Below are 21053 nucleotides of genomic sequence, written 5' to 3'. Positions count from 1 at the left end.
CCAGCGCGATGTGTGCGCCGAGGCGCCGAGGTTCAGGCGATACCCAACCCCGGAATGGCGCTGATCGCGTCCGGGTCGAAGCCGGCCAGCGCGGCGAAATGGCGGCCGCGCGCCACGTAGTCGCGGTAGGCGCCGAAGCTGGGCGCACCGGGCGACAGCAGCACCACGCCGCCCTGCTCGCCCAGCGCCGTGCGCGCCAGCGCCACGGCTTCCGCCAGGTCGGCCGCGGCATGCAGGCCGAAGCCGGCGTCGACGGCCAGCGGGGCCAGCAACGCATGGATGCGCGGGCCGTTGGCGCCCAGGGTGACGATCTCCAGCGGTGCACCGCCATCGCGCATGTGCGCGGCGAAATCCTGCCAGTCCAGGCCGCGGTCGTGGCCGCCGACCAGCAGTGCGATGCGCCGCCCGCGGAAGCACTCCAACGCGGCAAGGCTGGCGTGCGGCGTGGTGCTGATCGAATCGTTCACATAGGTCACGCCGTCGCACGTGCCCAGGGTCTGCAGCCGGTTCGGCAACGGCCGGAAGCGATCGGCCGCCGGCGCCAGCGCCGCCGCGTCCAGGCCCAGCGCCTCGATCGCGGCCAGCACCGCGCACAGGTTGCCGCGGTTGTGCCGGCCCGGCAACGGCGCCTGCGCGCTGTCGTACACCGCCGTATCGCCGCGATAGACCACCTCGCCGCGCATGTGCCAGCCGTCCTCGCGGTTGAACCAGCGCACCTCGCTGTCGGGCAGTTGCAGGCTGGCCAGCTGCGGATCGGCGGCATTGAGCAGGGCGATGCGCGGCCGCGCGTGCGTCACCAGCTCGAGCTTGTCGGCGATGTAGCGCGCCTGGCTGCCGTGCCAGTCCAGATGCTCGGGAAACAGGTTCAGCACCAGCGCCAGCTGCGGCCGCGCGCCGCTGCGGGCGACGTCGCCGGTCTGGTAGCTGGACAGTTCGATCGCCCAGTACTGCGGCGGCGGCATCGGCGCCAGCACTTCCAGCAGCGGCACGCCGATGTTGCCGACCAGGCCGGTGCGGTGGCCGCCGGCGCGCAGCAGGTGCGCCAGCAGCGCGGTGGTGGTGCTCTTGCCCTTGGTGCCGGTGACGCAGACGCTGCCGGGCACCACCCCGTCCGCGCCGGCGTGCTCGGCAAACCACAGCGCGGTGCCGCCGATGAAGCGCGTGCCGCGCGCGGCGGCAGCCTGTGCCTCGGGTCGATACGGACTGATCCCGGGCGACTTGATCACCACATCGAACGCGGCCAGGCGCTCGGCGCTGGCCTCGGTGTCCACGTGCAGGTCGGGATCGTGCAAGGCGGCGATCTCCGCCGCCTCGTCAGCCGAACAGAACACCGTCAGCGGCAGCGCGCGTCGCGCTTTCCCGATTCCGGCTCCCGATTCCCAGCCACGCACCGCGACATACGCCGCACGGCCCTCGCGGCCCCAGCCCCACAACGCGACGCGCTGCGCCTCAAGCTGCGAAATTCGCACGCACGCGTTCCCACAGGTCGGCCGGGATGCGGTGCTGCGCGTCCAGTTCCAGCAACGGCTCCACGCGCAGGTCGGCCGGGTCGAGCTGCGGCTGGATCTCGCGGATGAAGCGCGCCACCAGCGCGTCCTCCTTCCATTCCGCACGCGCCGCCAGCGCGGCCATCGCCGCACGCGATTCGCGGCCTTCGCCGACGCACTCGAACGGCTTGTGGTCCTGGAACTCCAGCAGCGCATCGAAGCCGCCGGCCTGGCCGGCATCGTCGAGCAGGTTGCGGCCGAAGATGCGCACCAGCCGCGTCTTGGGCATGAACGGCGCCAGCGCCAGGAACACGAAATGGCACTTCGGGCAGACTCCGCACCAGCGGTGCGCCGGACGCTCGCCGAGGATATGGAAATTGCGGTTACAGCTGGAGAAATGCGCGTCGTAGTGGTCGGTCTTGGCGAACTGCCGCGCCACCGCCAGTTCCGACAGCGGGCGCAGCAACGAGTAATAGTGCAGGTCCGCGGCCACGTAGCGCTGCACCTGGGCGCCGAACGCCTGCTCGAAGGCCCAGCCCTTGGACCACTGGTGGTTGACCTCGCCGGTGCCGGCGATCTGACTGCCGTAGCTGGCCGAGTGCTCGTTGGAGAACACCACCTGGCCGGCGTCGTGCAGCACCGCGGCGAACACCAGGATCGCCGAGTTCACCGCGGTCACCGGGATATGCCCGTTCCACGCGCCCTGCCGGTTCAGTTCGAACAGTTCCGGCGCCAGCGTGCGACCGATGTTCAAGGTCGGCAGCCCGGTGCGCTCGGCGCAGGCGCGGATCAGCTGCGAGCCGCCGATCCAGGTCACCGTCTGCGCCACGCCGGCCGCGCGCAAGGCCTCGATGCTGACCAGCGAATCCTTGCCGCCGCCGATCGCCACCAACGCCTGGTCGCGCAGGCCCAGCGCCGCCGCATCGGCCGCGCCGGCCTCGGCGGCCGGGAAGCGGATGCGCCCGCGCAGGTCCATACCGTTGCGATAGGCGAACTCGCCCAGGCCATGCAGGTACACGCTGTCCAGCAGCGCGGCGGTCTCGGCATCGATGGCGTACTCGTCGATGACGATGCGCGGCGGCACCGCCGCCTTGTAGTAGCTGACGCCGGCGACCAGGTGCAGCAGGCGCAGGGCGCGCTGTGCCGCCTGCGCGCGCGCCGGGTCGAGCGCGAGCGGCGCGCCGGGCACGGTGATGGTCTCCACCAGCTCCGGGCCGTCGTCGAACGCGTAGACCAGGCGCGCCACGCCGCTGTCGGCGTCGAAGCCGCAGCGCACGAAGCGGAAGGTGGCGATCTGCTGTTTGTCGAAAGCGGTCATGGACGTCCTGCAAGCACACGGGTGTGCCGCAGATAGCGGCGGCACAGAAGAAATTCGATCATCGAAAACGGCAAGGCGGCCCACAGCAGCGGCAGGCAGCCGAACACGAAGGCCATCAGCAGCAATTGCCCATGCTGTCCGGCTGGCACCGACGCGGCGGAGGCCAGGACGGCCACCAGCACATACAGCGCCAGCGCCGGCAGGTAGGCCAACGCGGCCAGGAGTGAGGTGCGCAGGGCCAGCGCACCGGTGCTCGCCGCGGGCCCGCGGCGCTGCCAGCGCACCGCCAGCCCTGCGCCGATGGCAGCGGCGGCCAGCGCCGGCAACGCCCATTTCAGGCTGTCGGTCCACGGCAGCGACGTACCCGACTGATCCACCGCGGTGGCAGCCACCATCGCAAGCGCACCGGCGGCGCCGCTGACCGCGACGAACTCAGTCCGTGCGCGCATCGATCGCCTCCTCGCGGGGCAACTCGCGCTGGTTGTAGGTGCTGGCCATGCTGTAGCCATAGGCACCGGCGTCGGCGATCAGCATCACGTCGTCGGGCGCGGTGCCCGCCGGCAGGCGCCGGCGCTTGCCGAACACGTCGCTGGACTCGCAGATCGGCCCGACCACGTCGAACACGGTCTCGGCCGGCTGCTCGAGCCGGCTCAGGTTCGCCACGTCGTGCCAGGCGTCGTACAGCGCCGGGCGGATCAAGGTGTTCATGCCGGCATCCAGGCCGACCCGACGGATGCCGTCCTTCTCGACCACCTGCGTGGCCCGGGCCAGCAGCACGCCGCATTCGGCGACCAGGTAGCGGCCCGGCTCGATCGCCAGGCGGAACGCCGGATGCACCGCCTTGGCCTCGGCCAGGCCCTGCGCGAAGGTCTCCAGGTCGAACGGCTCGTCGTCGGCGCTGTACGGGATCGGCAGGCCGCCGCCGATGTCGATGACCTCGACGCTGCCGATGCGCCGCGCGAACCCGGCCAGTTCATCGCACATGCGCCGCCAATGCTGCGCCGTCTCCACGCCGCTGCCCAGGTGCGCGTGCAGGCCGACGATGCGGATATCCAGCGCGCGCGCGGCCTCGACGAACTCGTCGACGCGGGTCGCCGACAGCCCGAACTTGGAGGCCTTGCCGCCGGTGTTGACCTTCTCGTGGTGGCCGTCGCCATGGCCCAGGTCGATGCGCAGCCACAGGCTGCGGCCGCGGAACAGCTCCGGCCAGCGCTGCAGCGCCTCGACGTTGTCCACGGTCACGGTCACGCCCAGCGCGAACGCGGCTTCGTACTCGGCGCGGGGCGCGAAGCTGGGGGTGAACAGCACGCGCCGCGGCGACAGCTCCGGCACGATCTCGAACACCCGGCGCAGTTCGCCGTGCGAAACGCACTCCAGGCCGAAGCCCTCCTCGACCAGCGTCTGCAGGATGGCCGGATGCGCATTGGCCTTGATCGCGTAGTAGCGCTGGTCCACCGCCGCGATCGCCTTGAGCGCACGCGCGCGCTCGCGCAGCGTCGGCAGGTGATAGACGTAGCGCGGCGTGCCGGCCTCGGCCAGGCGCAGCAGATGCGCGCGCTCGCCCTGCCACCACGGTACCGGCCGCGGCCGCACGGTGCCGGCGATCTCGCGCCAGCGCGGACCGAACACCTCGGTCTCCTCCACCGGCATCGCGCCGCTGTCGATCAGTTCGGCGTGCAGGATCGGCAGCAGCCCGTCGGCGTCGGTTTCGTCGATGACGAAGGTCAGGTTCAGGTCGTTGGACGACTGCGAGATCATGTGCACGCGCTCCTTGCCGAACGTGGCCCACACGTCCGAGAGCTTGTGCAGCAGCGAGCGCATGCCGCGCCCGACCAGGGTGATCGCCGCGCACGGCACGATGATCTTGACCCGGCAGATCTCCGCCAGATCGGCCGACAGCGCCGCCAGCACGTCGGTGTTGACCAGGTTCTCGCTCGGGTCCAGCGACACGGTGACGTTGGTCTCGGCCGAGCCGATCAGGTCCACCGACAGCCCGTGCTTCTTGAACAGCGCGAACACGTCGGCGAGGAAGCCGACCTGCTGCCACATGCCGATGCCTTCCATCGACACCAGCACGATGCCGTTGCGGCGGCTGATCGCCTTGACCCCGGGCACGGTGCGGGCGTCGCCGTCGATGCTGGTGCCGGGCAGTTCCGGGCGCTCGGTGTCCAGGATCGCCATCGGCACGCCGCCGTCGCGGCACGGCTTGATCGAGCGCGGGTGCAGCACCTTGGCGCCGGTGGTGGCGATTTCCTGCGCCTCGTAGTAATCCAGGCGGGTCAGCAGGCGCGCATCCGGCACCTCGCGCGGATTGGCGCTGAACATGCCCGGCACGTCGGTCCAGATCTCCACCCGGCTGGCGCCGAGCAGCGCGCCGAAGTACGCCGCCGAGGTGTCCGAGCCGCCGCGGCCGAGGATGGCGGTGCCGCCGTCCTCGTGCCGGGCGATGAAGCCCTGGGTGATCAGCATGCGCGTGGGCTGGGCGACAAAGCGCGCGCGCCACTGCGGATCGGACTGCCACTGGCACGACACCGACAGGCGTCGCGACCAGGCGCTCTGGTTCGGCTGCGGCGGCAGCGCGTCCAGCCACTGCCGCGCATCCATCCAGCCCATGTCCAGGCCATTGGCGCGCAGGTAGGCCGCGCCGAGGGTGGAGGACAGCAGTTCGCCCTGCCCCAGCACCTCGGCCTGCCAGTCCAGCGTGCGCTCGACCGCGCGCGGATCGGCGAGCAGGCCGCGCAGCGCCGCCAGGCGTTCGCCCAGCACCGCCTCGGCGTCCAGCTCCAGTTCGGCCAGGAAATCGCGGTGGCGCTGCTCCAGCGCGGCTACGCGCTGCGCGCTGTCGGCACTGCCGTCGGCGATCGCGGTCAGCTCGTTGGTGACCCCGGACAAGGCCGACACCACCACCAGTACCCGCGCACCGGTCTCGTCCGCGCGTTTTTTCGCCAGCCTTCCAATCGTGTCCCAGCGATGACGACGCGACACCGAGGTGCCGCCGAACTTGAGGACGATCCAACGATCGGCAGGAGAGGAAGCTGACATGGAGTGGGGTGTCTGGAGTGTGGGGAAAACGCCCGAATGCTCGGGCGCAACCCCCGATTCTACTGCCAACGGCGCGCCGGTGAGCGGCCGCAGTGCCCCGGTTTGCGCGCGTCGAGGCGGGCCGCCAGCGGCACTGCGAGGCCCGCCGCGCCAGCGGCTCGCAGCGGCTCGTCCATGCTGGGCTGGCGTGCGCCCCTTGTCGGCGCCTGCGCGCGCAACGCGGTGCGCCGGGCGCGCAGGCGCGCGAACGCACAATGTCCTCCCCTGGACCGGGATGCCTTCTAGAATCGCAGCTACTCCTGCCACCGAAAGGGCGCTCCCCAGGGGCCACCTGGTCGCACCCGCAGCGCAAGTGCTCACTGACTCCGTGCCGATGCCCTCCAGCCAATCCATGTCCTTGCTTGCCTCGCCCTCGGACCGCGAAGCGGTCTATCGCGACCACACCCGCAAGCGTCTGCAGCTCACCGCGTTCGAAATGGGCGTGACGGCCGTGGTGGGATCGGCAGCGTCGCTGCTGGCGCGGCTGCTGATTCCGACCCCGGAATTTGTGGTGCTGCGGGTGCTGTTGCTGCCACTGACCGCGCTGTTCGCCTTCCTGATCGTGCGCGCACCGTCGGTGCGCCTGTATGGCCTGGCCTGCATGGCCACCATCGCCACGGTGAGCCTCAACAGCTACCTCGGGGCTCTGGGGACCGACCGCCCGCTGATGTACTACCTGCCGGCGGCGATCCTCCTGATGATTACCACCAGCTTCTTCTGGATCACCCCGGCGCAGTGGCTCGGCGGCACAGTGGCCTGCTACGCCTTCTTCCTGCCCTTCGTGGTCGATCACACCGCCAGCCGAACCGAGACCGTCTTCAGCGTATTGTTCGCCGCAACGGCCTTGGCGACCGGCTTCGTCACCCACTTGCGGATTCGGGACTACCAGCGCCGCGCATTCGATCAGGAGTGCCGGCTGGCCGAACTCAGCGCCACCGACACCCTGACCGGTGCGCGCAGCCGGGCGGAGTTTCTGCAGCAGGCCGAGCAGGCAGCGGTGCGTGCGCGGGCCGTGGGCGCACCGCTGACGCTGCTGTACCTGGACATCGACCATTTCAAGCGACTCAACGACGGCCACGGCCATGCCGCCGGAGATGCCGTGCTGCGCGGCATGTCCGGCGTGCTGCAGCGCGCCCTGCGCGACAGTGATGTGTTCGGCCGGCTCGGCGGGGAAGAATTCTGCGTGTTGCTGCCGAACCAGGACGAAGACAAGGCGCATGCCCTGGCCGAGCGCCTGCGTACGCGCTTGGCCGAGGTACCAAGGCCCGATGGGCGCCTGACCGTCTCCGCGGGCATCGCCGGGCTGCGCGATGGCGAAACCCTCCTGCAGACCTTGCATCGCGCGGACCTGGCGATGCTGAAGGCCAAGCAGTCCGGCCGCGACCGGGTCTGCGTCGCCGATTGATTCGGCTGTCGCACCCGTACGCCTGGCGGTCGAGTGCGCGCACGCCGCCAGGGCAAGGGCGGTAGTCGAGCGCTTGCTTGCGCCAGAGGGGATGGGGGCAGTGGCAGCGGCGCGCATCACCTTCCTTGCGAGGTCGCCATGCCCCCGCCAACGACATCGCAGAAAAGCCCGCGGACACCCTCTAAGCTTGCCCCTCCCCCACCGCAGTCCGGAGTTTCCCGCCATGGCCGCACGCCGCTTCTTCCAGGTCGATGTCTTCTCCGCTCGCGCCGGCAACGGCAATCCCTTGGCCGTGGTGCTCGATGCCGATGGCCTGGACGCCACCACGATGCAGGCCATCGCGCGCTGGACGCGCCTGCCGGAAACCACCTTCGTATTCGCGCCGACGCGGCCGGACGCCAGCTACGGCCTGCGCATGTTCAGCCCGCAGAAAGAGGTGCCGTTCGCCGGCCATCCCAGCGTCGGCACCGCGCACGTCGTGCTGGAAGCGGGCATCGCCACGCCGCGCGACGGCGTACTGGTGCAGGACGGCATCGCCGGCCTGCTGCCGCTCCGGGTCGACGTGGACGCCGGCGTGCGCAGCATCGCCATCCGCACCCCGCGCGCGCAGGTGGCCGAGATCGCCGATGCCGCCGATCCGCGCCTGCAGGCGGCGCTGCGCGGCTGGACCCTGGGCGCGCTGCCGCCGGTGCGCATGGACGGCGGCCGCTGCTGGTGGCTGGTCGAAGTGGCCGACGAAGCCGCGCTGCGCGCGCTGGCACCGGACTGGGACGCGATCGCCGCCCTGGCCGAAAGCACCGCCAGCATGGGCGTGTTCGCCTACGCCCGCGCCAGCGGCCAGGCCTATGCACTGGCGGTACGCGCTTTCGTCGGCAACGGCCGGCGGTTCGAGGACGCCGCTTCCGGCGCCGCCAATGCGGTGCTGGCGGCATGGCTGGACCACAGCGACGCCCTGCCCGGCCACGGCGGCCGCTATGTCGCCAGCCAGGGCCGCGAGGTCGGCCACGATGCGCTGCTGACGCTGCACGTGGACGCGGCCGGCGAGGTGTGGTCGGGCGGGCAGGTGCAGACGGTGATCGAAGGCCACATCGACTGGCCCTGATCGCCGTCGGCCGCCGCACCCGTCTGCAGCTGCGGACGGGCGCGCAAAACAAAGGGCGCCTCGCGAGGAGGCGCCCTTTAAGTCAGTCAGGCAGTACGTCAGTCGGGCAGGACGTCGACGCGGACGCGGATGCGGTCGCCCGGAGGCGAGGCGGTGCGGGTGTGGTAGTAGCGGCCGCCGTATTCGTAGGTCACGTCGTAACCGTCGACGCGGTCGTAGCGTTCGGTCCGATAGGACACCGGATCGCATTCGCGGACCACGCCGCCACCGTAGCCGCCGCCATAGGCGCGGGTATTGGTGTCGTAGATCGAGCGGCCGGCCAGGCTGCCGAGCATGGTGCCGACCGCGGTACCGACGAAACGGCCATTGCCGCCGCCGACGCGGCTGCCCAGCACGGCACCGGCGATACCGCCGACCACCGAGGAGGCGGTGCGGCCGCCATCGGTGCCGCGGTAGCCGTAGTCGCTGGCGTAGCTACCGGAGGCCGGACGGTCGTAGCAGCGCTCGGTGGTCTCGCGCGGACCATTGACCTGCACCAGGATCGGATCGGCGCGTACCACGCGCGCGTATTCGTAGGTGCCGGACGCATAGCCGCGGTCGCGGTAGTCGTCGTAGCGGGTGTAACCGTAATCCTGCGCGGCGGCGGAGCCGATGACGCCGACAGCGAGCGCAGCGGTCAACAGACGGGTCGAGAGCTTGTTCATGGCGATGGTTCCAAGCGCGTGGATCGCGCGACTGCATGCTCGATCCGACGCGGTGAAACCAGACTGAATTGGGACCGCCGCGGCACGCGCATTTAGTGTCGCGACAGCTAGGCACTGCATCGGGCGCTCGTGCCAGAGAGAGAAAAAGCGCTGAAGAACGAAGCGCACTGCGTGCCGGACATCGTGCCGGTGGCGCTGCAGGCGCGGTGTACGCAATGGCGGCCCGGCCTGCTGCCGGGCCGCGTCGGGCTCAGCCGAGCTCCGCTTCCAGGCTGATCGGCACCGCACTGAGCGCCTTGGACACCGGGCAGTTCTGCTTGGCGTCGTCGGCCAGCTCGCGAAAGCGCGCAGCCTCGATGTTCGGCACCACGGCCTTGACCTTCAGGCGGATCTGCGACAGTTGCGGACCGCCCTCCATCGACAGGTCGACGTCGGCGCGCGTGTCCAGCGCGGTCGGCGGGAAGCCGGCTTCCGTCAGCTTGGCCGACAGCGCCATGGTGAAGCAGCCGGCGTGCGCGGCGGCGATCAGCTCCTCGGGGTTGGTGCCCTTCTCCTCGCCGAAGCGGCTGTTGAACGCGTAGCGGGTGTTCTCCAGCAGGCCGCTCTGCGGCGTGTGTAACCGGCCCTGGCCAGTCTTGAGATCGCCTTCCCAATGCGCGGTGGCGTGACGCGAAATGCCCATGCGAGGCTCCTGTCGGTGAGTGGAACGCGGACCATAGGCCAGGCGGCGTTATGCATGCGTGCTCCTGCGCAGCCATCGCGTTGGCCGCGCGTGCCGTAGCAAGGACCCGCGGCACCCCGCGGATTTGCCGGTGCCGGCGCCGGCCGCCGACAGAAAAGTCCGCGTTCGCGGCGAATATTCGCGCTTTTTTGCTTCCGGCCTATTGGCGCGGCGTAGCACATGCCCTACATTTCGCCATGCCGACGGGGTCGGCGCGACCCAAAACCACCAAATACGGAATCAGGACATCATGGCAAAGACCGCAAAAAAGGCTGCCCCGAAGAAGGCAGTGAAGAAGGTAGCGACCAAGGCCGCCGCCAAGCCGGCCGCTCCCAAGCCGATCAAGGACGTGCTGAGCAAGTCCGCGCTCGTGGCGCACATCGCCGAGACCAGCGGCGTCATCGCCAAGGACGTGCGCGCCGTGATGGCCTCGCTGGAGCATGCCGTGGCCGGTTCGGTCAGCAAGAAGGGCGCCGGCTCGTTCACCCTGCCGGGCCTGCTGAAGATCACCGCCGTCAGCGTGCCGGCCAAGCCGAAGCGCAAGGGCATCAACCCGTTCACCAAGGAAGAGCAGTGGTTCGCCGCCAAGCCGGCCACCACCAAGCTCAAGGTGCGCCCGCTGAAGAAGCTCAAGGACGCCGCGCTCTGAGCAGCGTCGCCTGATCCAGGCAAGCACATCGACGAGACGGCTTCGGCCGTCTCGTTTTTTTTGGCCGCCTGCGCATTCGGGTTGACGGCCCGCTAAGGCCGCGGCGGCTATACCGGTGCTTCCCTTCGACAGGATCACCTGCATGAAACTACAGGGCTTTCTCGACCAACTGCTGCAATCGGCGCAGGGCGCCGCCGGCCAGGCCATGGGCAAGACCGGCACCGCCGCTCCGACCGCACCGGCGCAGCAGGCCGCCGGCGGCCTGGGCGGCCTGCTCAACGCCGACTTCGGCAAGGGAGCCCTCAGCGGCGGCGCGCTCGGCCTGCTGCTCGGCAAACACCGCACCACCCGCAAGCTGGCGACCTACGGCGGCCTGGCCGCGCTGGGGCTGATGGCCTATCGGGCCTACGGCGACTATCGCCGCCAGCAACTCGGCGCCGCCGCACCCGAACCGCAGACGCTGGACCGGCTGCCGCCGCTGGAAGTGGAACAGCACAGCCAGGCGGTGCTGCGCGCGCTGGTCGGCGCGGCCAAGGCAGACGGCCACCTGGACGAACGCGAACGCAGCCTGATCGAAGGCGAGTTCGCCCGCCTCCATGGCAACGACGCCGGCGTGCAGCAGTGGTTGCATACGGAACTGGAAAAGCCGCTGGATCCGGCCGAGGTGGCGCGCGCGTCGACCACCCCGGAGATGGCCGCGGAAATGTACCTGGCCAGCCTGCTCGCCGCCGACGCGCAGAGCTTCATGGAGCGCAGCTACCTGGACGAACTGGCACGGCAGCTCGGCATCGACGACGCCCTGAAGCAGCGCCTGCAGGAACAGGCCGCGACGCTGCACGCGGACTGAGCGCATGACCGCTGCGCCCGCGCCTTCGCCAGCGCAGCGCCTGCGCCGCGAATTGCTGCGCGCGGCGATGCTTGCCGCGCTGGCGGTGGCTGCCGCCTGGGCCTGGCGGCATCCCTGGGCGCAGCGCCTGCGCGTCGGCTGGGAGCTGGCCCGGGCGCCGGCTCCGACTGCGCTGCACATGCCGGTCGAAGGGGTAGATCCGCGCCGCGTCGCCGCCACCTTCGGCGCGCCGCGCGGGCGCGACCGCCAGCACGCCGGCGTGGACATCTTCGCCAAACGCGGCACGCCGGTGGTGGCGGCCACGCGCGGCATCGTCGTGGCCATCGCCGACGGCGGCCTCGGCGGCCGCCAGGTCTGGGTGCTCGGCCCGGCCCGGCAGCGGCACTATTACGCGCACCTGGAGACATGGGCGCCGGGGCTGCAGGTCGGCGACCTGGTGGAACCCGGCGACCCGCTTGGCGCGGTGGGCGACAGCGGCAACGCGCGCGGCACCCCACCGCATCTGCATTACGGCATCTACGCCGAGGGCGGCGCCTACGACCCGTTGCCGCTGCTGCGCGCCGGACGCTGAACGGAAGCACTGGAACAGAGCGTCGCGGGCAGCAGGCTCGTGGTGGCGCCTGGCCGCGCCTATCTTGGAGGCACACACCGCGTGCGCCATTGCCATGACCGCCTCCCAACGCTACCGCGTCACCGTCACCCCGATCCAGGACGACGGCCTGCCCTGCCAGGGCCGCTGCACCATCGAACTGGAGGCACGCTGCCGGCAGGACTGGATGCGCCTGCTGGAGGCGGCGCAGCGCCAGCCGGGATTGCGCGGCGACGAGCGCGCCGCGCTGATCGTCGGCACGCAGTTGCTGCGCAGCCTGGGCGAGCGCAGCGACGGCGAGGCGCGCGCGCTGCTGGCGCCGTTGCAGCCGGCGCTGGATGCCCTGCTCGCACGGCTGGCGCCTGCGCCTGTCGCGTAAGGCCGCGACGCGGGGAGCGCGGCGATTCCGCTAATCGCGCATTCACCGCCTGCGGTTATGGTGAAACCCACTTCGTTGCCAGGGCCCGCTCGATGACCTTCCGCCAGTTCACCCTGCGCGCCGCGGCGCTGCTGCTGCTCGCCACCGCCGCTCAGGTCCAGGCCGAGCCGTCCATCCAGGGCCGCCAGGTCAGCGTCGGTGCGGCCGACGTGCAGCACTATCTGGACGGCAGCTTCCCGCAGACGCACAAGGCGCTCGGCGGGCTGATCAAGATGACCGTTCGCGACCCGAAGCTGAGCCTGCCGCCGGGCGATCGCCTGAAGATGCAGTTCGACCTGAGCATGGCCACCGGCGGTGGCGCGGCGACGCCACTGGGACAGGTGCTGCTGACCAGCGCGCTGCGCTACGACCAGCAGAGCCAGAGCTTCCACCTGCAGTCGCCGACCATCGACGACTTCCGCCCGGCCGCCAATGGCGGCAAGCTCGACGCCAACACGCGCGAACTGCTCAATGCCTGGCTGGAGGACTATGCGCGCAAGGAGCCGATCTACAAGCTGGATCCGCGCCTGACCGCCATGCTCGGCGACGTGCAGATCCAGTCGGCCGGCGTGGAGAACGGGGCGCTGGTGGTGCGTTTCAATCAGGACATCAGCAAGCTGGTGCCCGCAGGCATGCTTCCCGGGCAATAACCCACACGCTGGCCTGCGCATGCCGGCGACGGCCGTCCGGCACACCGCGCACGCAAAAAAACGGCGGCCAAGGCCGCCGTTTCTACGTCGATCGCGCTTCGGCATACGCCACCAGCATGGCGGCGCAGGCGCACCGCCGCGGACTCAGCCCAGGGCCTTGGCCACGGCCTGCGCGAATGCCGGGATGTCGTCCGGCTTGCGGCTGGTGATCAGGTTGCCGTCCACCATCACCTCCTGGTCCTCCCAGCGTCCACCGGCATTGGACAGGTCGGTCTTCAGCGACGGCCACGAGGTCACCTGGCGGTCGCGCACCAGCCCGCTCTCGGCCAGCAGCCACGGCCCATGGCAGATCGCCGCCACCGGCTTGCCGGCGCTGGCGAAGGACTGGATGAAGGCGATCGCGGTCGGCTCGGTGCGCAGGTTGTCGGGATTGATCACCCCGCCCGGCAGCACCAGCGCGTCGTAGTCGCCGGCCTGGGCCTGCTGCAGGCGCTTGTCCACCGGCACGCTGTCGCCCCAGTCCTTCTTGTTCCAGCCGCGGATGCTGGTGGCCTCGCCCGGCGCGATCACATCGACCTGGGCGCCCCAGGATTCCAGCAAGCGCTTGGGCTCCTGCAGTTCCGACTGCTCGAAACCGTCGGTGGCCAGGACAGCCACCTGCTTGCCGGCAAGGGAAGGCATTGCGCTCATGGGACACTCCTCGAATGGGGGAACATCCACCCTAGGAGCGCCGCAGTGGCAAGGCCGTGAACCACGCGTCGGCGCGGCGTGCACGGCTGGACGTGACGCTAGCGCTTGGGCTGCAGCATGGTGCCGGTGCAGTTCCTGGCGCCGCAGCGGCATTCCCAGATCTTCTTCAGCCGCGGCGTGTGCCGCTCGGCCAGGGTGATGCCGTAGTTGTAGGTGAGCTCCTCGCCGGGCTTGATGTCGCGCAGCGCCTCGATCACCACCTTGTCCTTGCGGCGGTCCTCGCCCTCGGCCTCGACGATCACCGCCTCGCAGTTCGGCGCGCAGCTGTGGTTGATCCAGCGCGCGTCGTTGCCCTCGTAGTTGGCGTCGATCACGTAGTCGTCGCTGAGGGTGAACAGGAAGGTGTGCCCGGTCTCGACGTCGCCGGCCTCGTCGCGGTCGACCTCGGCGTGGGTGCGGCGGCGGCCCTTGTACTCGATGACCCGCTCGCCTTTCTTGAGCGGCAGCACGGCGAACACGCCGTTGCCATGGATACGGGACTTGCGGGCGGCGATCTTGCGGGGCATGCGGCGATCCGGACAGGAAAGCCTAGATTCTGGCGCACATCGCCCGCGATCCCAAGCCCACGCGTGCCAGGCCGTCAGACGCCACCCCGGCGAGGCCGAATCGCAACGATCGAAAGAAAAGATGAATGGCCGGGTTGGACCCTGCGGCGCAAAAGAGTACAATTTCGGTCCGCATTGAAATTCGACCGTGTCGCCATGCTCCGCGTCACCAAGCTCACCGATTACGCCACCGTCGTCCTGACCGTGCTCGCCGCGCGTCCGAACGAAGTGTTGAGCGCGACCGAACTGGCCGAGCAGGCCGGGCTGGAGTCGCCCACGGTCAGCAAGCTGCTCAAGCCGTTGGCCCAGGCCGGCCTGGTCGAAGGCCTGCGCGGCGTGCGCGGCGGCTACCGGCTGGCGCGCCCGGCCGACGCCATCACCCTGATCCAGATCGTCGAGGCGATGGAAGGCCCATTGGCGATCACCGAATGCAGCCACCACGGCAGCCAGTGCAGCATCGCCCAGACCTGCGGCGTGCGCTCCAACTGGCGGCTGATCAACGACGTGGTCGCCGACGCGCTGCGCGGCGTGACCCTGGCGCAGATGCTCCACCCCCTCCCCCCCTCCGGCGATCCGAAACGGCGACCCATCGCCGTGCGGTTCGCGACCACCTGACCTGTAGGCAGCCCCATGGCCACCGAAAACGCTGAAATCCTGGAACGGCTGGGACGTCGCTACGACGCCGGCTTCATCACCGACATCGAATCCGATTCGTTCCTGCCCGGCCTCAACGAGGACGTCGTACGCGCCCTGTCCGTGAAGAAGGACGAGCCGGAATGGATGACCGACTGGCGCCTGGCCGCCTACCGGCACTGGCTGAAGATGCCGATGCCGCACTGGGCCAAGCTGGACATCGCGCCGATCGACTTCCAGGCGCTGAGCTACTACTCCGCGCCCAAGGGCCCGAAGTACGCCTCGCTGGACGAGGTGCCGAAGGAGCTGCTGGACACCTACGACAAGCTCGGCGTGCCGCTGCACGAGCGCGCCAAGCTCGCCGGCGTGGCAGTGGACGCGGTGTTCGACTCGGTTTCGGTCGGCACCACCTTCCGCAAGGAGCTGGCCGAGAAGGGCGTGATCTTCTGCTCGATGTCCGAGGCGATCAAGGAACACCCGGAGCTGGTCAGGCAGTACCTGGGCAGCGTGGTGCCGGTCGGCGACAACTTCTTCGCCGCCCTCAACTCGGCGGTGTTCTCCGACGGCAGCTTCGTGTTCATCCCCAAGGGCGTGCGCTGCCCGATGGAGCTGAGCACCTATTTCCGCATCAACGCCGGCCACACCGGCCAGTTCGAGCGCACCCTGATCGTGTGCGAGGACAAGGCCTACGTGTCCTACCTGGAAGGCTGCACCGCGCCGATGCGCGACGAGAACCAGTTGCATGCGGCGGTGGTCGAGCTGGTGGCGCTGGAAGACGCCGAGATCAAGTACTCCACCGTGCAGAACTGGTATCCGGGCGACGAGGAAGGCCGCGGCGGCATCTACAACTTCGTGACCAAGCGCGGCGAGTGCCGCGGCGCGCGCAGCAAGATCACCTGGACCCAGGTCGAGACCGGCTCGGCGATCACCTGGAAGTATCCCTCGTGCGTGCTGCTGGGCGACGACTCGGTGGGCGAGTTCCACTCGGTGGCGCTGACCCATCATCGCCAGCAGGCCGACACCGGCACCAAGATGATCCACGTCGGCAAGCGCACCAAGAGCAAGATCGTCAGCAAGGGCATCAGCGCCGGCCGCGGGCAGAACACCTACCGCGGCCTGGTCAAGGTGGAGCGCAGCGCCGAGGGCGCGCGCAACTACACCCAGTGCGACTCGCTGCTGATCGGCAAGCAGTGCGGCGCGCATACCTTCCCGTACATCGAGGTGCGCCACCCCACCGCGACCGTCGAGCACGAGGCCACCACCTCCAAGATCAGCGACGACCAACTGTTCTATTGCCGCGCGCGCGGCATCGACCAGGAGAACGCGGTGTCGATGATCGTCGACGGCTTCTGCAAGCAGGTGTTCCGCGAACTACCGATGGAGTTCGCGGTGGAAGCCAAGAAGCTGCTGGAAGTGTCGCTGGAAGGCTCGGTGGGCTGACGCCTGCGAAGCCGGGAATCGGGAATGGAGAATCGGGAATCGGTTCTCTTCCCGCATCTTTCCGCTGCACCGCTACCTGCTCGTCCCTATTCCCCATTCTCGACTCCCGATTCCCAATATCATGCTGACCATAGACAACCTCCACGCCTCCGTTGCCGGCAAGGACATCCTCAAGGGCCTTTCGCTGCAGGTGAAGCCCGGCGAAGTGCACGCCATCATGGGCCCCAACGGCGCCGGCAAGTCCACCCTGGGCAACGTGCTGGCCGGCCGTGACGGCTACGCCGTGACCGCCGGCAGCGTGCGCTTCGAGGGCGCCGACCTGCTCGAACTGGAACCGGAGGAGCGCGCCGCCGCCGGCCTGTTCCTGGCCTTCCAGTACCCGGTGGAAATCCCCGGCGTGAACAACACCTACTTCCTGCGCGCCGCGCTCAATGCGCAGCGCAAGGCGCGCGGCGAGGCCGAATTGGATTCGATGCAGTTCCTCAAGCTGGTCCGGCAGAAGCTGGCGGTGCTGCACCTCAAGGACGAACTGCTGCATCGCGGCGTCAACGAGGGCTTCTCCGGCGGCGAGAAGAAGCGCAACGAGATCTTCCAACTGGCGGTGCTGGAACCGAAGCTGGCGATCCTCGACGAGACCGACAGCGGCCTGGACATCGACGCGCTCAAGACCGTCGCCGAAGGCGTCAACGCGCTGCGTTCGCCGGAGCGCGCGTTCGTGGTGATCACCCACTACCAGCGCCTGCTCGACTACATCAAGCCCGACGTGGTGCATGTGCTGGCCGATGGTCGCATCGTGCAGACCGGCGGCCCCGAACTGGCGCTGGAACTGGAAGCGCACGGCTATGCCTGGCTGAAGGAGCGCGTGGCGCCCGAGGCGGCAGTGCAATGAGCGCCCTGCTCGACTCGCTGGCCGCCGCGTTCCACGGCGATGGCGCGCGCCGCGCGCCGCTGGAGCAGGCGCTGCGCGATGGCCTGCCCGGCGCGCGCAGCGAAGCCTGGAAGTACACCTCGCTGCGCGCGCTGGAGCGGCGCAGCTTCGCGCCCGCACCGCAGACCGCACCGGCAGTGGATGCGGCGCTGCTCGACGGCATCCCGGCACCGCGCCTGGTGTTCGTCAACGGCCGCGCCAGCGATACGCTGTCGGACCTGTCCGGCCTGCCGGCCGGGGTGGAACTGCAGCGCCTGTCGACGATCCTGCAAAGCGGCGACGATGCCATGCGCTTCCTCGGCCGCCGCTTCGAGCGCAGCGACGAGGTGTTCGCCCGACTCAACGCCGCCCTCGCCGACGAAGGCAGCGTGCTGCGGGTGGACGCCGGCGTGCGCGTGGCGCAGCCGCTGCACCTGGTGTTCGTCTCCACCGCCGCCGAGACCGACCTGGCCTGGCACCATCGCCACCTGATCGAACTGCGCCAGGACGCGACGCTGGCCCTTGTCGAGCATCACCTGCATGCCGGCGACGCCGCGCACCTGAGCAACAGCCTGGCGCACGTGCACCTGGCCGCCGGGGCGCAGCTGAGCCACGCCCGCGTGCAGGACGAGGCGGCAGGCGTCACCGCGCTGCTGCGCACCGATGCGGTGCTGGCGCGCGATGCGCAGTACCGGCGCGTGGACCTGGAACTGGGCGGCGCGCTGGCCCGGCACGAACTCAACGTGCGCCTGGAGGGCGACAACGCCCGGCTCGTCGCCAACGGCGTGCTGCTCGGCAACGGCCGGCGCCAGCTCGACACCCGCCTGGGCATCGAGCACATCGCCCGCGACACCGCCTGCGAACTGCTGTGGCGCGGCGTCGCCACCGGGCGCAGCCGCGTGGCCTTCCATGGCGGCATCCAGATCCGCCACGGCGCCGACGGCACCGACGCGGCGCTGTCGAACAAGAACCTGCTGCTGTCCGCCGACGCCGAGATCGATACCCAGCCAGTGCTGGTGATCGATGCCGACGAGGTCAAGGCCGCGCACGGCGCCACCGTCGGCCAACTCGACACCAACGCGTTGTTCTACCTGCGCTCGCGCGGCCTGCCGCAGGAGCGCGCGCAGCAACTGCTGACCGCTGCGTTCTGCCGCGAGCCGCTGGGCGCACTGGAGCCGGCACTGGGCGAAGGCTTGCTGGCACGGCTGGAGCGGGCGCTCAGCGCCGCAGGCGTGGCATGAACGGGCCCGCCGCGCACACCGCCACGCCGCAGGCGCCGGACTGGGACGCGGTCCGGCGCGACTTCCCGCTGCTGATGCGGGAAGTGCATGGCAAGCCGCTGGTGTACTTCGACAACGCCAACACCGGGCAGAAGCCGCTGCAGGTGATCGCGGCGACCGACGCCTTCTACCGCCGCCACAACGCCAACGTCAGCCGCGCCGTGCACGCGCTCGGCAGCGAGGCCACCGAGGCCTACGAAGGCGCACGTACCCGGCTGGCGCGATTTCTCAACGTGCGCGCCGACGAACTGGTGCTGTGCAGCGGCGCCACCTTCGCGCTGAACCTGGTGGCGTACTCGTGGGCACTGCCGCGACTGCGCGCCGGCGACACCATCCTGGTGTCGCGCATGGAGCACCACGCCAACATCGTGCCCTGGCAACTGGTCGCGCAGCGCACCGGTGCCACGATCAAGGTCGCCGAAATCACCGCCGACGGCGCGCTCGACCTGGACGCGCTGCGCGCGGCGATGACCGCCGACGTCAAGCTGCTGGCCTTGGCCCACGTCTCCAACGTGCTGGGCACGGTCAACCCGGTCCGCGAGATCTGCCGCGAGGCGCGCAAGCGCGGCATCGTCAGCGTCATCGACGGCTCGCAGGCGGCGCCGCACCGGCCGCTGGACGTGGCCGCGATCGGCTGCGACTTCTACGCCATCACCGGCCACAAGATGTGCGGCCCGACCGGTACCGGCGCGCTGTGGGCGCGGCGCGAGCACCTGCAGGCGATGCCGCCGTTCCTGGGCGGCGGCGAGATGATCAAGGAAGTCAGCTTCGACGGCACCGTGTTCAACGAGCCGCCGCACAAGTTCGAGGCCGGCACCCCCAACATCGCCGGCTTCGTCGGCCTCGGCGCGGCGGTGGACTATCTGCAGACGATCGGACTGCAGCACGTGGAAACGCGCGAGAGCGAACTGCTCGCGCACCTCACCGAGGAACTGCAGCGGATCGACGGCCTGCGCCTGTTCGGCACCGCACCCGGCAAGGCCGCGGTGGTCTCGTTCCTGATCGAGGGCGCCCACGCCCACGACCTGGCCACCCTGCTCGACCTGGAAGGCGTGGCCGTGCGCTCCGGCCAGCACTGCGCGCATCCGCTGCTGCAGTTCTACGGCGTCGCCGCGACCTGCCGCGCCTCGCTGGCGTTCTACAACACGCACGCCGAGATCGAGCGCTTCGTGGCGGCGCTGCGCAAGGTGCGCACGCTGTTGGCGTGATTTGAGCCGGGAATCGGGATTAGGAAATCGGGAATCGGCAAAGCACTCCACGTGCGGACTTTGCCTGGCAGAAGTGGTGCTAAAGGCGCCCTTCCCACGTTAAGCGCGCGCATCTCGATTCCCGAGTCTCCATTCCCCATTCCCTGCGGCACGCCCTAAAATCGGCCCCATGCACACCCTCACCTTCCGCACCGCCACTGTCGACGATCTCGACGCCATCGCCGCCTTGGTCACCTCGGCCTATCGCGGCGACAGCAGCCGCGTCGGCTGGACCACCGAAGCCGACCTGCTCGACGGCAACCGCATCGACCGCGAGGTGCTGCGCGACGACATCCTGCGCCCGCGCAGCCTGGTGCTGCTGGCCGAGCGCGATGGCGTGCTGGTCGCCTGCGCGCACGTCGCCGACGAGGACGGCGCCGGCTATTTCGGCATGTTCTCGGTGCAGCCGCAGGCGCAAGGCGGCGGCCTGGGCAAGACCGTGCTGGCCGAGGCCGAGCGCATCGCCTGGCAGGAATGGCGCTTGCCGCTGATGCGGATGACGGTGATCGACCTGCGCGACGAACTCATCGCCTTCTACGAGCGCCGCGGCTATCGCCGTACCGGGATCAAGAAGCCGTTTCCGTACGGCGATGCGCGCTTCGGCCTGCCCCGCCGCGACGACCTGCGCTTCGAGGTCCTGGAAAAGCCGCTGGGCGGTGCCGCATGAGCGAGACCTGGACCTTCGTCTGTGCGGACGGCGAACTGCTTCCGGGCGAAATGAAGACGGTGTGGGACGAAGTGACCGACACGCCGATCGTGGTGTTCAACTTCGACGGCCAGTTCTATGCGTTGGAAGACCGCTGCAGCCACGAAGACTACGAACTGTCGCCGGGCACCTTCGATGCCGCCGCCGGCAGCATCGAGTGCGTGCTGCACGGCGCCCGCTTCGACGTACGCGACGGGCGCGCGCTGTGCGCGCCAGCCTATGGGCCGGTACCGAAATTTCCGGTGAAGTCCGAGCATGGCGGGCTTTGGACCCGCGACGACCGCGGCTGAGGCCGCGCACTTTCGTCGCGATCGGCGCTGGGCGTGCTGTCGAGGCGCGCGCTGAACCTCTCGTTTGCTTCACGCCACACCCAACGATCTCCCTCTTCCGACACTCCTAGCAGCGGACGCCAGCGGCCTCGCTGGCGCTGCCGCGTGCGCGCCAAGGACGCGACAACTGTGACGCAGAGGGCAACTCGACCGATTCGATTAAAGAACGCGGGCTCCACGCCGCTAAGGGGAGACGAAGTAGACGGATATGCAATTGCGTCACGATTACGTGAAATATTCGTTGC

22 protein-coding genes are annotated in these 21053 nt (G+C 69.7%); 14 read left to right on the top strand and 8 right to left on the bottom strand.

Features of this window, described 5'->3' with window-relative positions; genetic code table 11:
• Window positions 1-32 precede the first annotated feature (32 nt).
• From murD to M3U25_RS03155, 4 genes are read right to left on the bottom strand one after another with little or no spacing between them, the layout of a single operon-like run.
• On the bottom strand, window positions 33-1469 hold the full coding sequence (murD, locus tag M3U25_RS03170) for a UDP-N-acetylmuramoyl-L-alanine--D-glutamate ligase (RefSeq protein WP_355500296.1): 1437 nt from the start codon (window positions 1467-1469) through the stop codon (window positions 33-35).
• Complete coding sequence (gene murL / locus M3U25_RS03165) at window positions 1450-2805, bottom strand: UDP-N-acetyl-alpha-D-muramoyl-L-alanyl-L-glutamate epimerase (protein ID WP_355500299.1); 1356 nt, start codon at window positions 2803-2805, stop codon at window positions 1450-1452. The genes murD and murL overlap by 20 nt, the downstream gene beginning before the upstream one ends.
• Entirely contained in the window at window positions 2802-3254 is a 453-nt protein-coding gene (locus M3U25_RS03160) for a hypothetical protein (protein WP_355500303.1), read from the bottom strand. The genes murL and M3U25_RS03160 overlap by 4 nt, the downstream gene beginning before the upstream one ends.
• Entirely contained in the window at window positions 3238-5847 is a 2610-nt protein-coding gene (locus M3U25_RS03155; protein WP_355500306.1) for a bifunctional aspartate kinase/diaminopimelate decarboxylase, read from the bottom strand. The genes M3U25_RS03160 and M3U25_RS03155 overlap by 17 nt, the downstream gene beginning before the upstream one ends.
• Before the next feature lie 391 nt (window positions 5848-6238).
• On the opposite strand from M3U25_RS03155, the gene M3U25_RS03150 reads away from it, so the two are divergent.
• On the top strand, window positions 6239-7291 hold the full coding sequence (locus M3U25_RS03150; RefSeq protein WP_355500309.1) for a GGDEF domain-containing protein: 1053 nt from the start codon (window positions 6239-6241) through the stop codon (window positions 7289-7291).
• 223 nt (window positions 7292-7514) lie between these two features.
• Window positions 7515-8393, top strand: coding sequence for a PhzF family phenazine biosynthesis protein (locus tag M3U25_RS03145; RefSeq protein ID WP_355500312.1), 879 nt, complete (start codon window positions 7515-7517; stop codon window positions 8391-8393).
• 98 nt (window positions 8394-8491) lie between these two features.
• Here the strand turns inward: M3U25_RS03145 and M3U25_RS03140 are convergent, their stop codons facing one another.
• Both M3U25_RS03140 and M3U25_RS03135 read right to left on the bottom strand, forming a co-directional pair.
• Window positions 8492-9097: a glycine zipper 2TM domain-containing protein gene (locus tag M3U25_RS03140; RefSeq protein WP_160947040.1), complete on the bottom strand. Its 606-nt coding sequence runs from the start codon at window positions 9095-9097 to the stop codon at window positions 8492-8494.
• Between the two features lie 250 nt (window positions 9098-9347).
• Entirely contained in the window at window positions 9348-9779 is a 432-nt protein-coding gene (locus tag M3U25_RS03135; protein WP_019796894.1) for an OsmC family protein, read from the bottom strand.
• Window positions 9780-10068: 289 nt separating this feature from the next.
• Here M3U25_RS03135 and M3U25_RS03130 point away from each other — a divergent pair, with 289 nt between their 5' ends.
• From M3U25_RS03130 to M3U25_RS03110, 5 genes are all read left to right on the top strand, one after another.
• Window positions 10069-10467: an HU family DNA-binding protein gene (locus M3U25_RS03130; protein ID WP_026143706.1), complete on the top strand. Its 399-nt coding sequence runs from the start codon at window positions 10069-10071 to the stop codon at window positions 10465-10467.
• Between the two features lie 142 nt (window positions 10468-10609).
• Window positions 10610-11314, top strand: a complete 705-nt coding sequence (locus tag M3U25_RS03125) for a tellurite resistance TerB family protein (protein WP_355500317.1) — start codon at window positions 10610-10612, stop codon at window positions 11312-11314.
• Window positions 11315-11318: 4 nt separating this feature from the next.
• Window positions 11319-11885: a M23 family metallopeptidase gene (locus tag M3U25_RS03120; RefSeq protein WP_355500320.1), complete on the top strand. Its 567-nt coding sequence runs from the start codon at window positions 11319-11321 to the stop codon at window positions 11883-11885.
• A 94-nt stretch (window positions 11886-11979) separates the two neighbouring features.
• Entirely contained in the window at window positions 11980-12282 is a 303-nt protein-coding gene (locus tag M3U25_RS03115; protein ID WP_160947043.1) for a DUF3861 family protein, read from the top strand.
• Window positions 12283-12374: 92 nt separating this feature from the next.
• A complete protein-coding gene (locus tag M3U25_RS03110; protein WP_242156805.1) occupies window positions 12375-12971 on the top strand; it encodes a DUF1439 domain-containing protein in 597 nt (198 codons plus the stop codon).
• Between the two features lie 144 nt (window positions 12972-13115).
• On the opposite strand, the gene M3U25_RS03105 is transcribed toward M3U25_RS03110, so the two are convergent.
• Entirely contained in the window at window positions 13116-13661 is a 546-nt protein-coding gene (locus M3U25_RS03105; RefSeq protein ID WP_355500325.1) for a type 1 glutamine amidotransferase domain-containing protein, read from the bottom strand.
• A 98-nt stretch (window positions 13662-13759) separates the two neighbouring features.
• Entirely contained in the window at window positions 13760-14227 is a 468-nt protein-coding gene (locus M3U25_RS03100; protein ID WP_160947046.1) for an SET domain-containing protein-lysine N-methyltransferase, read from the bottom strand.
• 195 nt (window positions 14228-14422) lie between these two features.
• Here M3U25_RS03100 and M3U25_RS03095 point away from each other — a divergent pair, with 195 nt between their 5' ends.
• The 7 genes from M3U25_RS03095 to M3U25_RS03065 all read left to right on the top strand — a co-directional run bounded on the left by M3U25_RS03095 (window position 14423) and on the right by M3U25_RS03065 (window position 20769).
• The gene (locus tag M3U25_RS03095; RefSeq protein WP_242156801.1) at window positions 14423-14881 is read left to right on the top strand and encodes an SUF system Fe-S cluster assembly regulator; all 459 of its coding nucleotides are present in this window, start codon (window positions 14423-14425) and stop codon (window positions 14879-14881) included.
• A 15-nt stretch (window positions 14882-14896) separates the two neighbouring features.
• Window positions 14897-16339, top strand: a complete 1443-nt coding sequence (gene sufB, locus M3U25_RS03090) for a Fe-S cluster assembly protein SufB (RefSeq protein ID WP_242156799.1) — start codon at window positions 14897-14899, stop codon at window positions 16337-16339.
• A 121-nt stretch (window positions 16340-16460) separates the two neighbouring features.
• The gene (gene sufC, locus M3U25_RS03085) at window positions 16461-17228 is read left to right on the top strand and encodes a Fe-S cluster assembly ATPase SufC (RefSeq protein WP_355500331.1); all 768 of its coding nucleotides are present in this window, start codon (window positions 16461-16463) and stop codon (window positions 17226-17228) included.
• Complete coding sequence (gene sufD / locus M3U25_RS03080) at window positions 17225-18487, top strand: Fe-S cluster assembly protein SufD (protein WP_355500334.1); 1263 nt, start codon at window positions 17225-17227, stop codon at window positions 18485-18487. Before sufC ends, sufD begins: the two co-directional genes overlap by 4 nt.
• Window positions 18484-19734 (top strand): cysteine desulfurase, encoded by a 1251-nt coding sequence (locus tag M3U25_RS03075; protein WP_355500337.1) that lies wholly within the window; start codon window positions 18484-18486, stop codon window positions 19732-19734. The genes sufD and M3U25_RS03075 overlap by 4 nt, the downstream gene beginning before the upstream one ends.
• 169 nt (window positions 19735-19903) lie before the next feature.
• On the top strand, window positions 19904-20440 hold the full coding sequence (locus tag M3U25_RS03070; RefSeq protein ID WP_242156791.1) for a GNAT family N-acetyltransferase: 537 nt from the start codon (window positions 19904-19906) through the stop codon (window positions 20438-20440).
• Window positions 20437-20769, top strand: coding sequence for a non-heme iron oxygenase ferredoxin subunit (locus M3U25_RS03065; protein ID WP_242156789.1), 333 nt, complete (start codon window positions 20437-20439; stop codon window positions 20767-20769). The genes M3U25_RS03070 and M3U25_RS03065 overlap by 4 nt, the downstream gene beginning before the upstream one ends.
• Window positions 20770-21053 lie beyond the last annotated feature (284 nt).

The sequence above is a fragment of the Xanthomonas sp. PPL134 genome, assembly GCF_040595915.1.
GTDB lineage: Bacteria > Pseudomonadota > Gammaproteobacteria > Xanthomonadales > Xanthomonadaceae > Xanthomonas_A > Xanthomonas_A indica.
Note: the sequence above shows the minus strand (reverse complement) of the source record. Positions and strands in the feature narration are given on the sequence as shown.

What these genes read in the sequence shown, in the direction of transcription:
- murL (WP_355500299.1), bottom strand. Translation starts at nt 2,805, where the DNA reads ATGACCGCTTTCGACAAACAGCAGATCGCCACCTTCCGCTTCGTGCGC.
- M3U25_RS03160 (WP_355500303.1), bottom strand. Translation starts at nt 3,254, where the DNA reads ATGCGCGCACGGACTGAGTTCGTCGCGGTCAGCGGCGCCGCCGGTGCG.
- M3U25_RS03155 (WP_355500306.1), bottom strand. Translation starts at nt 5,847, where the DNA reads ATGTCAGCTTCCTCTCCTGCCGATCGTTGGATCGTCCTCAAGTTCGGC.
- M3U25_RS03150 (WP_355500309.1), top strand. Translation starts at nt 6,239, where the DNA reads ATGTCCTTGCTTGCCTCGCCCTCGGACCGCGAAGCGGTCTATCGCGAC.
- M3U25_RS03145 (WP_355500312.1), top strand. Translation starts at nt 7,515, where the DNA reads ATGGCCGCACGCCGCTTCTTCCAGGTCGATGTCTTCTCCGCTCGCGCC.
- M3U25_RS03140 (WP_160947040.1), bottom strand. Translation starts at nt 9,097, where the DNA reads ATGAACAAGCTCTCGACCCGTCTGTTGACCGCTGCGCTCGCTGTCGGC.
- M3U25_RS03135 (WP_019796894.1), bottom strand. Translation starts at nt 9,779, where the DNA reads ATGGGCATTTCGCGTCACGCCACCGCGCATTGGGAAGGCGATCTCAAG.
- M3U25_RS03130 (WP_026143706.1), top strand. Translation starts at nt 10,069, where the DNA reads ATGGCAAAGACCGCAAAAAAGGCTGCCCCGAAGAAGGCAGTGAAGAAG.
- M3U25_RS03125 (WP_355500317.1), top strand. Translation starts at nt 10,610, where the DNA reads ATGAAACTACAGGGCTTTCTCGACCAACTGCTGCAATCGGCGCAGGGC.
- M3U25_RS03120 (WP_355500320.1), top strand. Translation starts at nt 11,319, where the DNA reads ATGACCGCTGCGCCCGCGCCTTCGCCAGCGCAGCGCCTGCGCCGCGAA.
- M3U25_RS03115 (WP_160947043.1), top strand. Translation starts at nt 11,980, where the DNA reads ATGACCGCCTCCCAACGCTACCGCGTCACCGTCACCCCGATCCAGGAC.
- M3U25_RS03110 (WP_242156805.1), top strand. Translation starts at nt 12,375, where the DNA reads ATGACCTTCCGCCAGTTCACCCTGCGCGCCGCGGCGCTGCTGCTGCTC.
- M3U25_RS03105 (WP_355500325.1), bottom strand. Translation starts at nt 13,661, where the DNA reads ATGAGCGCAATGCCTTCCCTTGCCGGCAAGCAGGTGGCTGTCCTGGCC.
- M3U25_RS03100 (WP_160947046.1), bottom strand. Translation starts at nt 14,227, where the DNA reads ATGCCCCGCAAGATCGCCGCCCGCAAGTCCCGTATCCATGGCAACGGC.
- M3U25_RS03095 (WP_242156801.1), top strand. Translation starts at nt 14,423, where the DNA reads ATGCTCCGCGTCACCAAGCTCACCGATTACGCCACCGTCGTCCTGACC.
- sufB (WP_242156799.1), top strand. Translation starts at nt 14,897, where the DNA reads ATGGCCACCGAAAACGCTGAAATCCTGGAACGGCTGGGACGTCGCTAC.
- sufC (WP_355500331.1), top strand. Translation starts at nt 16,461, where the DNA reads ATGCTGACCATAGACAACCTCCACGCCTCCGTTGCCGGCAAGGACATC.
- sufD (WP_355500334.1), top strand. Translation starts at nt 17,225, where the DNA reads ATGAGCGCCCTGCTCGACTCGCTGGCCGCCGCGTTCCACGGCGATGGC.
- M3U25_RS03075 (WP_355500337.1), top strand. Translation starts at nt 18,484, where the DNA reads ATGAACGGGCCCGCCGCGCACACCGCCACGCCGCAGGCGCCGGACTGG.
- M3U25_RS03070 (WP_242156791.1), top strand. Translation starts at nt 19,904, where the DNA reads ATGCACACCCTCACCTTCCGCACCGCCACTGTCGACGATCTCGACGCC.
- M3U25_RS03065 (WP_242156789.1), top strand. Translation starts at nt 20,437, where the DNA reads ATGAGCGAGACCTGGACCTTCGTCTGTGCGGACGGCGAACTGCTTCCG.